The sequence below is a fragment of the Brevibacterium epidermidis NBRC 14811 genome (assembly GCF_001570805.1).
GTDB lineage: Bacteria > Actinomycetota > Actinomycetes > Actinomycetales > Brevibacteriaceae > Brevibacterium > Brevibacterium epidermidis.
Genome location: NZ_BCSJ01000009.1, coordinates 89,330 through 100,608, shown reverse-complemented (window position 1 = coordinate 100,608; position 11,279 = coordinate 89,330). Strand labels below are relative to the sequence as shown.

Here is an 11,279-nt window from a genome sequence, read left to right as displayed (position 1 = left end):
CCCGCCTGAGACCAGACCTCACAGCAGTGTGAGACCCACCGAGAAACAAGGAGCCCACGTGTTGGAAACCAGCGAACGCGGACGCGAGTATCAGGAGCGCCTCAACGCGTTCATGGACGAATTCGTCTACCCGGCCGAGCCGGTCTACGCCGAACAGATGGCTGCAGCGGCCAGTCCCCACACGCAGCCGCAGATCCTCGAAGACCTCAAGGCCGAAGCGAAGAAGCAGGGCCTGTGGAACCTCTTCCACCCGCACCCGCAATGGGGTCCCGGCCTGACGAACCTCGAATATGCGCCGCTGGCCGAGATCACCGGACGCAGCCTGGAGATCGCCCCCGAAGCAATCAACTGCAATGCTCCGGATACCGGCAATATGGAGGTCTTCACGGTCTTCGGCACCGATGAGCACAAGGAGAAGTACCTCAAACCGCTGCTTGCCGGAGAGATCGCTTCGGCCTTCGCGATGACCGAACCGGCCGTGGCCAGCTCCGATGCGACGAACGTCGAAATGTCCATGGAACGCACCGAGGACGGTTTCGTGCTCAACGGCCGCAAGTGGTTTGCGTCGAACGGAATGCACCCGAACTGCCGAGTGCTCATCGTCATGGGCAAGACCGATCCCACCGCCGAGGTGCACCGACAGCAGTCGATGCTCGTCGTGCCGATCGATGCCGCCGGAGTCACCGTTGTGCGCAACCTTCCCGTGTACGGCTACGCCGACCGGGAGGGCCACGCCGAGATCATCTTCGAGAATGTGCTCGTGCCGTTCAAGGACATCCTCAAGGGTGAGGGCGAAGGCTTCGCCATCAGTCAGGCGCGGCTGGGTCCGGGCCGCATCCACCACTGCATGCGTGCCATCGGTGCCGCCGAGCGGGCGCTCGAGCTCATGGTCAGACGTGCCGAAGCTCGCGTGACCTTCGGTGAGAAGCTGTCGAATCGAGCGAACATCCAGGACTGGATCGCCGAATCCCGGATCGAGATCGACCAGGCTCGGCTGCTGACCCTGCACGCTGCGGACATGATGGACAAGTACGGCAACAAGGTCGCAAAGAACGAGATCGCCCAGATCAAGGTGGTCGCACCGACCATGGCGTTGAAAGTCATCGATCGGGCGGTTCAGGTCCACGGCGGCGGCGGAGTCACCGAGGACTTCCCGCTTGCCCGCATGTGGGCGCATATGCGCACCCTGCGTCTGGCCGATGGACCGGATGAAGTGCACAAGCGCTCCATCGCCCGCAACGAGATCAAGAAATACCGCGGCTGAGATCGCCTCTTCCGCAATCTAGTGAGAGCCCACCGGGCCCGGAGCAGTGCGCACGAGCCCGGTACCACCTACGAAAGGATGTTCAATGACGAACAATTGGTTTGAGGACCGCCCCTGGATCACCACTTTGGGTGATCTCGCTCAGGAGCCCTATGTGCTGCCGGACTCGACGCCCTTGGCCGACCTGGCCGCTACTGTCGAGGCCCGCGGCGATGAGGAGGGCGTCAACTACTACGGATTCACCCTGACCTGGGCGGAGTTCGACCGGTGGTCGACGGCGTTCGCCGCCTTCCTCTCGAGCCAGGGCATCAAGCCCGGTGACCGCATCGGCATCTATGACCAGAACACCCCCGCGTTCGTGATCTCCACGTATGGGATCTGGAAGGCCGGCGGCACCGTCGTCCCCCTCAACCCCATGTACCGCGGCGAGCTCGAGCACATCTTCGCCGATTCCGAGGTCAAGGGACTCGTCGTCTCTCAGGCCGCCTATCTCGACCGAGTCAAGGACTATACGGCGGACCTGCCGCTGGTCGTGCTCAGCGACGACCGAAGCTTCCAGACGGATGGCCCGGAAGCGATCTTCGCAATGTTCGACAAGCTGCCGCGGTTCGAGGAGCTGCCGCCGGCCGAGGGACGTTTCGCGTTCGCAGACGCTGTTGAAGACCATCTCGATGCCGATTTCGCCCCGCACTCCCCTGCCCCGTCGGATCTCGGCCTCATCGCCTATACGTCCGGCACATCGGGACGGTCGAAGGGAGCAGCGGCCACTCATGCGAATATCTCGAGCAACTCGCGTTACTGCCTGCGCAACCCGATTCTGGGCCCCGGCGACGGCTACGTCTCATTGGCGCCGCTATTTCATATCACCGGGTTCATCTGCCAGTTCCTTGCGGCTGTCGCAGGCGGTGCCCGCCTCATCCTCAACTATCGTTTCGACCCGGGTTCGCTCATCGCCCTGTGCGATCGGGAGAAGCCCGCGTACATGGCCGGCCCGGCCACGATCTACACAGCGATGATGGCGCACCCGGATTTCAGCGCCGAGAAGTTCGCGTCCTTCAAGTCCCTCATGTCCGGTGGCGCGCCGCTGCCCGAGGGGCTGGTCAACAAGTTCGAAGAACGCGCCGAGATCTACGTCGGTCAGGGCTACGGACTGTCGGAGACCTGCGCGCAGGTCGCCACCGTGCCGCACGGTTTCCAGGCCCCGGTCGACCCGGACAGCGGAAACCTCGCCTGCGGTCTGCCGCAGGCGGACGTGATGATCCGCATCCTCGATGACGACGGTCAGCCAGTGGGTCCCGGGGAGGTCGGCGAAGTCGCGATCTCCGGACCTCAGGTGGTCTCAAGCTATCTCAACAATCCTCAGGCCACGGCCGAGCAGATCCCGAACGGCGAGCTGCACACCGGCGATGTCGGATTCATGAATGAGGACGGATGGCTGTTCATCGTCGACCGGAAGAAGGACATGATCAATGCGTCCGGCTTCAAGGTCTGGCCGCGAGAGGTCGAGGACGTGCTCTACATGCATCCCTCCGTGCAGGAGGCAGCAGTCGTGGGCATCCCCGATGACTATCGCGGAGAGGACGTGGCGGCCTTCGTCTCGCTGCAGCCCGGCGCCGAGGCGACCGCAGAGGAGATCGTCTCCTTCTGCCGGGAGCGTCTCGCCTCCTATAAGGCACCGCACCAGGTGACGTTCATCGATCAGCTGCCGAAGACGAGTTCCGGCAAGATCCTGCGGAGGACCATCCGCGCCGATGCCGTCGAAGCCGCTCAAGCGGCTAAGCAGGCGGCCGCTCCCGCCGACTGAGGCTGGAGCGGCTCATCGCATCACATTTGGTGCAGACGCCCCCACCTTTGGTGCACTGCGCTTTCACATTTCGTCCCCTGCATCTGGCTCGAAACAGTTGGAGGGGACGAAATGTGTTCTGCCCGCACGGAACGTCCGCAACTCGTTCAGTCGGGCAATGTCAAAGGCGGTTCAGCTCAGGCTGACGGTTTCGGCGCCGCCGATGGAGCTGAAACGATCGGGCTGGCAGGTGAGCAGAATGACCTGAGCCGTGCGACCGACATTGCCGAGAATGACGTTGAGTGCAGCCAGTCGCTGCGCATCGGAGAATCCGAAGGCATCGTCGAGGATGACCGGGGCACCGGATTCCCCATCGACGAGCGTGGCCACGGCAAGGCGGCCGATGAGCGCCAGCTGCTCCTTCGTTCCGCCCGAAAGCGCGTCGAAGGCGACCGTGCGCCCGTCGAGCGTGCGGGAGACGATTTCGAGATTCTCGGAGATCTCCACCGACAGTCCCTGACCGAAGATCACTCGCCCAAGCTTCTCGATCGCTTCCTTGAACGGGGCGACGTACCTCCGCTGAGCCTCTTCCTTGTGCGCGAGCACGGTATCGCGCAGCAGACGGATCGCATTCGCCTGACGCTGCATGCGAGCCAGCCTCGATCGAATGGACTCCAGGTTCTGCTCTGCGACTTTGAGCTTGTCGTAGATGCCTTCGGCCGCGCGATCCTCGATGAGGGCCGAGAGCTGATCGACTTCCTGTCGGTCCTTCTCCTGCTGCTTCTGCTTGCTCTCGAAGAGCTGGAGAGCATTCTGCCGACGCATCTCCAGGGTCTCGGGGTCGGCGGCGTCGTATTCGGAGCGTGCGGCAGCGGCCTCGTCCTCCAACCGCGTCAATGTTGCCGCGGCGGCCGTCAGTGCTTCGTCGAGCGACTCATCGGAGTTCGATTCCCTGTCCGTGCTCAGGCGGGTACTGAGGTTCTGCAGCGTCGTCGCCGCCTGCTCGTGCGTCGACTGTGCACGCACCGCAGCCACACGTGCCTCATCTCGGTCGGCGCGGATACGGTCGAGCGCGGTCCTGGCCGTATCGACCTGTGCACTCGCATCGTCGACGGCTGCCGTCGTCGCTTCGACTCTGGCTTGGAGATCGTCGATCGACGTGACGGAATCGTTCGTGTCTGATTCGTCTCCCGCCACATGTTCGGCTCGGGTGAGGGCGGCATTGAGCTCATCGCGGTCGTCGTCCCCGATGAGCACACGCAGAGTCGATGTGGCTTCTGCCAGCACTGCCTCGGCATCGGTGCGCACCTCGCTGCGTTCTCGTGCCTGTTCAAGGGTGGCCACTCCGAGGCGGTCGAGCTCCGCGTCGAGATGTGCCTGAGCGGATTCGAGATGCCGGTCGAGCTCGGCCGGCGACTGCCCCGGTCGCACGGTGATGTCGACGACGGAGTCGATGAGGATCTGCAGGTCCGAGGTGACGGCGAATTCCTCGGCAGAATCCTTCGGCACATCGGTTCCGTCGATGCTCACTGCGGTGTCGCCGAGGCGGCGGGCGATGATCTGTGCAGCAGCTGCCGTCTTCGCGTTCTGCGCAATGCGCAGCTCGGTGAACAGTCCCCCGAGTTTCTCGACGTCCTTCGCGGTCACAGTGATCGACCCGATCGTCGCTTTCGCTTCGGCGACACGATGTTCCTGCTGACGGATATCGGTCAGTCTCTTCCGCAGAGTGTCGACCTCTCTGCGTGCGCGGACACGAGCGAGTTCGGCAGATGCGCTCTTCGCCTGGTCCTGCGCGCTGACGAGTTCGGCCTGTCTGGCCTCGAGGCTCTTCTGCGCTTCGGCGAGAGTCGAGTCCTCTTCCTGCTGTGCGGCCGTGACCTTCTCGAGTGCGGCGTCGGCAGTCTTCACTGCCTTTTCAGCCGAGGCGACCTCAGTGATGAGTGCCTGGCGACGGTCACGTGCCTCCTCGGCACGCTGTCGTTCTCTCTGCGCGGCGCTTGCGCGTTCGAGCGCACGGTCGAGTTCAGCCTTGAGCCCGGACACAGCCTGCACGGCTGCCTCAGCGTCTTTGCGTTCGGTCACGGCCGACTCCAGTTGGGCACGCACACCCTTCAGCCGCTCAGTTGCTCGAGCATGTCGGTCGACGAGCGCGTCCATGTCGGCGCTGCGAGCCACCAAATCACGATACTGTTCTTCGGCGGCGGGGAGTTCTTCGGTGAGTCTGCGCAGTTCACCGGTCTCTTTGCCTTTGGCCGTGAAGAACCTCAGGTATTCGGATTCGACTCGGTCGAGGAAGGCATCGTGGTCGGCCGGCTCCTCCCCGGCATCGCCCAGAGCCCCGTGCAGGGCCTTGATCTCGGCCAAAGACGCCTGATCGAGGCTGCGTCCCTGAGCGACGTCGAGGGCATCGAGCAGGTCGACGTCGACGGTTTCGTCGAGGATCGCCAAGAATCTTTCGTGTGCCTCGTTGCCGCTGAGCTGTTCGGAGACAGGCTTGAGAATGCTCAGTTCGGTGAAGGGCTGTTTGATCCAGCGTTTGCTGTACCGGAGCTCGTAGTCCCCGGTGCTCAGGTGCAGGTTGACCCGTGGGCCGACGTCGGAGCCGACCGGCTGGGTGTCTTTGACGCTGGCCTTGCGCGAACTGTCCTTGTCCTCACGCAGCTGTGTGATGGCTTGGTGGATCGAGGACTTCCCGACCTCGTTCGGACCTTCGACGATCGTCACTCCGGAGCTGAAGTCGACAGTGGCGTCGCTGATTGCTCGGTAGTCGATGAGGCGAATGGAATGAAGTCTCATGAACCGCTCCTGGCGAATCGGAAGAGCAGGCCGAGTGCGTCTTGGGCCGCGACCGCTGCGTCGTCGTCTGCTGTGGCTCGTGTGGAGAGTTCGTCGAGGGTCTCCTGCAGGTATCCGCTCAGTCCGAGATCGGCGAAGTCTTCGTCGGCGGCGACGACCGCCAAGTCCATGTGCCGCTCCCAGAGTGAGACGAGGGCGAACAGATCGGAGAAGTGATCGAGCTGTTCATCGAGGCGGGCTTTCGCCGCCGTCGGCAGAGTGCCGCGCAGGATCAGCCACACCGCCGTGCGGTCCTTGTCGGGGACGGCGTTCATCCGCTCTTCGAACTCGGTGACATCCTCGGTGGAGTTGAGGTCGGCTTCGATGACGGTGAAGGCCCAGGTGCCGACGTGGACCTTGTCGACCTCGGCCCGATGGGTGTCGGGATCGATGTCGACGACGAGGACGTTGCCCGGATCGGTCTCACGTCGAGAGGTCACCTCCGGTGCCCCCGGGTACCAGATGCGGTCGGCGACTTCGAAGGTCGCGTGCCGGTCACCGAGCGCGACGAACTGGGCGCGATCCTCACGCAGCAGAGCCTGCAGATGGTCGGTGTCGATCGTCGCCAGCGATTCCCGGTCAGGGTCAAGGACGCTCACGGCTCCGTGTCCGGCGATGATGCGGATATCACCGGCAGCCACCTCGGCGAGGTCATTCGTCGCCGCGGCGACGAGATCCCCTTGGGGATGTTTGGAGAACCAGGGGGCTCCGATGATCTCGACCCCGGGGACGACGGTGAAGGGATCGCTGCTGCGCAGCACGTGCACGTGGTCGGGCACTCGTGAGGAGAAGGCTGCGGAGTCGTAGATCGAGGCGGCGTCCAAGGGGTCGTGGTTGCCGGGAAGCAGGACGACCGGGACGGTGAACGCGTTGAGGACTTCGAAGGTGCGGGCGATGATCGCTCGGTCGAGCTGGTTGGTTTCGAAGACGTCTCCGCAGACGAGGACGAACTCCGCGTCCGTCTCGGCGGCGAGCGCACCGATGCGAGCCACGGCATCGAGGCGTGCGCGGTGGAACCTCGGGCGCGCCTCGTCGCTGAGGTAGTGCGCGGTCATGCCCAGCTGCCAGTCCCCCGTGGCGATGAATCTCATCTGCTCCTCCTCGATCGGTCCCATCTTACGGTCGCGGGCTCACCATATCGGCCGCCACTGACATAAGTGATGCACAGCACACTTTGCATCGCAGCCAGTGGTCCCACCTGGGCGGATGCCAACGACGCACCGCGCAGACCTCGCTCGACCAACGAGTTCCGTCCCTCAGCCATACCACCACTCGTCGACTTAGGTTAGGCTAATCATTTGTGAACGCGATTGCACTGACTGCCACCGGCCTCAACCTGGGCTACGACCGCACCGAGGTCGTCCATGACGTGAGCCTGACGATCCTCCCGGGACGGGTGACCGCCCTGCTCGGCCCCAACGGATCGGGCAAGTCGACCGTCCTGCGATCACTGGCCCGACTCCACCCGATCGCCTCGGGCGATGTCGTCATCAGCGAGGCAGATGCGGACACTCCGTCGAGCACTCTGACAGCCAGAGAATTCGCCCGGTTCGTCACCCTGCTGTCCCAGTCTCGCCCGCACCCGTCGGGCTTGAGCGTCCGTGAGATCGTCACCTTCGGCCGTCACCCCCACCGCAAGCGCTTCGCCGGTCTCACCGAGGCCGATCGCAGCGCGGTCGATCGTGCACTGACTCTCACCGGCACCATGGCGATGGCCGATCGTCCGGTCGACCAGCTCTCCGGCGGTGAACTCCAACGCGTGTGGCTGGCGACCTGCCTGGCGCAGGACACCGGTGTGCTCCTGCTCGACGAACCAACGAACCATCTTGACCTGCGCTACCAGGCGGAGATCCTCGACCTCATGCGCGAACTCGCCGATGACCACGACATCGCCGTCGGCGTCGTCCTCCACGACCTCGAACATGCGGCCACCGTTGCCGACCACGTGGTCCTGCTCGAACAGGGCCGCATCCGTTCGGTCGGCACCTGCGAGGACGTCTTCACCGCCGAGACGCTGAGCGAGGTCTACGGGCTGCCCATCGCGACTCGCATCGATGCGGACACCGGCCTGGTTCGGGTCGAGGCACTCCACCGACGGACCCGGCTCCCTGCCGCAGCTCACTGAAGCGCCCACGCTCCACCCTTTGACGTTCACACCCTGATATCGCACCGCCTCGAATCCGATCGCCGATCGGCCCACAGAAAGAAGACCATGACCACAACACCTCTGTCGCGCACCTCGTTCGCCGCCTTCGCTTCGGCAACAGCGGTCTGCGCACTGGCCCTCACCGGGTGCGGAACGACCGACACCGACGCTCCCGCCGATGCGAAGTCACAGACCTCGGCATCGTGCGCGGACGACTCGAGCACCACCTCGGCGGATCCGGTAACGGTCACCGACGACACCGGTCACGAGATCAAGCTGGACAAGCCGGCGGCGAAGGTCGTGTCCCTCGAATGGCAGTACACCGAAGATCTGCTCTCCCTCTGCGTCGATCCCGCCGCCGTCGCCGATGCGAAGGGCTTCACCACTTGGGACACTGCGGAGAAGCTTCCCGAGTCGACCACCGACGTCGGCACCCGCCAGGAACCCAATGTCGAGTCGATCCTGTCGGCCGACCCGGATCTCGTCATCATCGAAACGACGAACCGCAAGGACAAGATCGTCGGTCAGCTCGAGGACCAGGGAATCCCCGTGATGGCGATGGCCGGCGCCGACGGGAAGGATCCCGTCAAGTACATGAAGGACACATTCACCACCGTCGCCGAGGCCACCGGTCGCACCGAGCGCGCCGAAACCGTCCTCGCCGACTTCGATAAGAAGCTCGAAGAATCCAAGAAGGCCATCGCCGAGGCGGACCCGGAGACCACCGAATTCGTCTACTTCGACGGCTGGGTCAACGGTTCGAATGTGTCGCTGCGCCCCTTCGGCCAGGGTTCGCTCATCGGCGAACTCGGCGAGGAGCTGGGCCTGAAGAACGCATGGACCGGTGAGGTCGACCCCGCGTACGGATTGGGACAGACCGATATCGAAGGCATCTCGAAGGTCGGCGACGCGAACTTCTTCTACACCGGAACCGAGGACCCCGAGTCCGAGGACTATGTCGAGCTGCTGAAGAAGAACGACATCTGGGCGAACACTCCCGCCGTGAAGGACGACCGCACCACGGCCTTCCCCGCAGGGATCTGGACCTTCGGCGGACCCAAGTCCTCCGAGAAAGCCCTCGACGCCTACGTCGACGCTCTGACGAAGTAATCCGTGGCCTCTCCCCTGACCCGCCAGATGACGCCCAGCCCGACGACAGCGACACCGGAACCGACCGTGGTTCCGGTGCGCGGTCGCGGTGTCGTCGGTGCTCTCTCGACCGCCGCCGCCCTGCTCGGGCTCGTCGTCCTCCTCGTCATCGCCTCCGCCTGGCACATCACACAGGGGACCTCGGGCATCGGTGTCAGAGAGCTGTTCAGTGCCGTGACCGGCACGCTCTCCCCCGCCGAGGATGGCCCCAGTGCCCGTGACATCCTGCTGGGGTCCCGGCTGCCGCGCGTGGGGGCAGGGATCCTCGTCGGCATCGCCTTGGGCGTTGCCGGTGCCCTGTTCCAGTCGCTCGCGCGTAACCCCTTGGCGTCGCCGGACACCCTGGCGGTCACCGGTGGGGCATACTTCGCCGTCACCGTGGTCACGGCCTTCGGCTTTGCGATTCCGATCTGGGCCTCGGGCGGGGTCGCCTTCCTCGGAGGCCTGCTCGCCGCAGCTCTGGTCCTGGGTCTGGCCGGAGGCGCCGGAGCCTCGACGACTCGGCTCGTCCTGGCAGGCACGGCCACGGCGATGGCGCTGCAGGCGGCGACGTCGACTCTGCTCATCCTCTTCGCTGAAGAGACGACGAGTCTCTTCTCCTGGGGTTCGGGCACTCTCAATCAGCTCGACGGCAGCGCGGCTCTGCGCAGCATTCCGGTCATCGTCGTCATCGCCGGCGCTGCGATCCTGCTGTCGCGGCGTCTGGACCTGCTCGGCCTCGGTGATGATGCCGCCTCGGTGCTCGGGGTTCCGGTCAGATCGACTCGGGCACTGGGCATCCTCCTCGCCGTCATGCTCACCGCTACTGCCGTGACTCTGGCCGGTCCGATCGGCTTCGTCGGCCTCTGTGCTCCGGTCATCGCCAGGCTGCTGGCCCGCGTCGTCCCGGGTCTCGGCCGTCACGCCGTGCTCTTTCCGGCCGCCGGGCTCATCGGTGCGATCATCGTCATCGTCGCCGATGCCCTGCTGCGCGCCATCGTCGGCGCCACCGAGGCGATCACTCTGCCCTCGGGAGTGACGACGACCGTGCTCGGGGCGATCGTCCTCGTTCTGCTCGCACGGTCGATGCGCACGGCCTCGCCGGCGGCGACCACCTCGGCGGCGAATTCGACAGTGGTCGGTCCACGACGGGCCGGTCTAGTCATCATCACCGGCGTCGTGGTTCTCATCGCCGTCGCCGTGACTGGTCTGCTCACCGGGGAACGGTTCTACCTCCTCGGCGATGTGCTGCTGTGGTTCCAGGACCAGGCCGCACCAGTCATCGACTTCGCCTTCGATTCTCGGGCGCCACGGGTCGCTGCGGCTCTCGCCGCCGGCGCCGCTCTCGGACTCTCCGGCACCCTCGTCCAAGCAAGTGCCCGCAACCCGCTGGCCGAGCCCGGACTGCTCGGCATCACTGGTGGTGCCGGACTGGGTGCCGTCATCGTCGTCACCCTCATTCCGGGCGCCGGGGTCGGTCTCGTCTCTGCTGTCGGCATCGTCGGCGCGCTGGTCGCCTTCGCGATCGTCTACGGACTCTCGTGGCGGGGCGGCATGAACACTGATCGTCTCGTCCTCATCGGCATCGGCCTGTGGTTCGGGTTCACAGCGCTGACCACGCTGTTCCTCGTCCGCGCGAATCCGTGGGACACTCCGGCCCTGTTCACCTGGCTGTCCGGATCGACGTACGGACGAGCGTGGGCCGATATCGCACCGGTTGCCCTCGCCCTGCTCGTCGCCGTGCCGTTGGCATTCGTGTGGACGCGCGAGCTCGACCTTCTCGCGCTCGATGATGACACCCCGCGCCTGGTCGGGGTTCCGCGGGAACCGGTGCGCCTCGCCGTGCTCATCACGGCGGCCGTCCTCGCGGCGGTGAGTGTATCGGCCGTCGGCGTCGTCGGATTCATCGGACTCGTCGCACCGCACGCTGCACGTGCACTGGTCGGTGCCCGTCATATCCGGGTCGTCCCCACGGCGATGCTCCTCGGGTCCGTGGGGCTCGTCGTCGCCGACGCCGTGGGCCGCACGGTCATCGCCCCGGCGCAGATACCGGCCGGTCTCATCGTCGCCCTCATCGGCGCCCCGTACTTCGTCTACCTGCTGGCGCGCACCCGCGCGTGAGG

7 protein-coding genes are annotated in these 11,279 nt (G+C 65.1%); 5 read left to right on the top strand and 2 right to left on the bottom strand.

What is annotated here, in order from left to right; translation table 11 throughout:
* The first annotated feature begins 58 nt into the window (after window positions 1-58).
* Together BEP01S_RS06600 and BEP01S_RS06595 are read left to right on the top strand one after the other, a co-directional pair.
* Complete coding sequence (locus BEP01S_RS06600) at window positions 59-1,264, top strand: acyl-CoA dehydrogenase family protein (RefSeq protein ID WP_083532594.1); 1,206 nt, start codon at window positions 59-61, stop codon at window positions 1,262-1,264.
* Window positions 1,265-1,349: 85 nt separating this feature from the next.
* Window positions 1,350-3,068: a class I adenylate-forming enzyme family protein gene (locus tag BEP01S_RS06595; protein WP_062241618.1), complete on the top strand. Its 1,719-nt coding sequence runs from the start codon at window positions 1,350-1,352 to the stop codon at window positions 3,066-3,068.
* Window positions 3,069-3,239: 171 nt separating this feature from the next.
* Here BEP01S_RS06595 and BEP01S_RS06590 read toward each other — a convergent pair whose 3' ends face one another.
* Window positions 3,240-5,843 (bottom strand): ATP-binding protein, encoded by a 2,604-nt coding sequence (locus tag BEP01S_RS06590; RefSeq protein ID WP_062241616.1) that lies wholly within the window; start codon window positions 5,841-5,843, stop codon window positions 3,240-3,242.
* Window positions 5,840-6,973, bottom strand: a complete 1,134-nt coding sequence (locus BEP01S_RS06585) for a metallophosphoesterase family protein (RefSeq protein ID WP_062241720.1) — start codon at window positions 6,971-6,973, stop codon at window positions 5,840-5,842. Before BEP01S_RS06585 ends, BEP01S_RS06590 begins: the two co-directional genes overlap by 4 nt.
* Before the next feature lie 209 nt (window positions 6,974-7,182).
* On the opposite strand from BEP01S_RS06585, the gene BEP01S_RS06580 reads away from it, so the two are divergent.
* From BEP01S_RS06580 to BEP01S_RS06570, 3 genes are all read left to right on the top strand, one after another.
* Window positions 7,183-8,007, top strand: a complete 825-nt coding sequence (locus BEP01S_RS06580) for an ABC transporter ATP-binding protein (protein ID WP_062241614.1) — start codon at window positions 7,183-7,185, stop codon at window positions 8,005-8,007.
* 87 nt (window positions 8,008-8,094) lie between these two features.
* Window positions 8,095-9,138 (top strand): ABC transporter substrate-binding protein, encoded by a 1,044-nt coding sequence (locus tag BEP01S_RS06575; RefSeq protein ID WP_062241612.1) that lies wholly within the window; start codon window positions 8,095-8,097, stop codon window positions 9,136-9,138.
* A gap of 27 nt (window positions 9,139-9,165) precedes the next feature.
* Window positions 9,166-11,277, top strand: coding sequence for an iron ABC transporter permease (locus BEP01S_RS06570; protein WP_062241718.1), 2,112 nt, complete (start codon window positions 9,166-9,168; stop codon window positions 11,275-11,277).
* The last annotated feature ends 2 nt before the right edge of the window (window positions 11,278-11,279 follow it).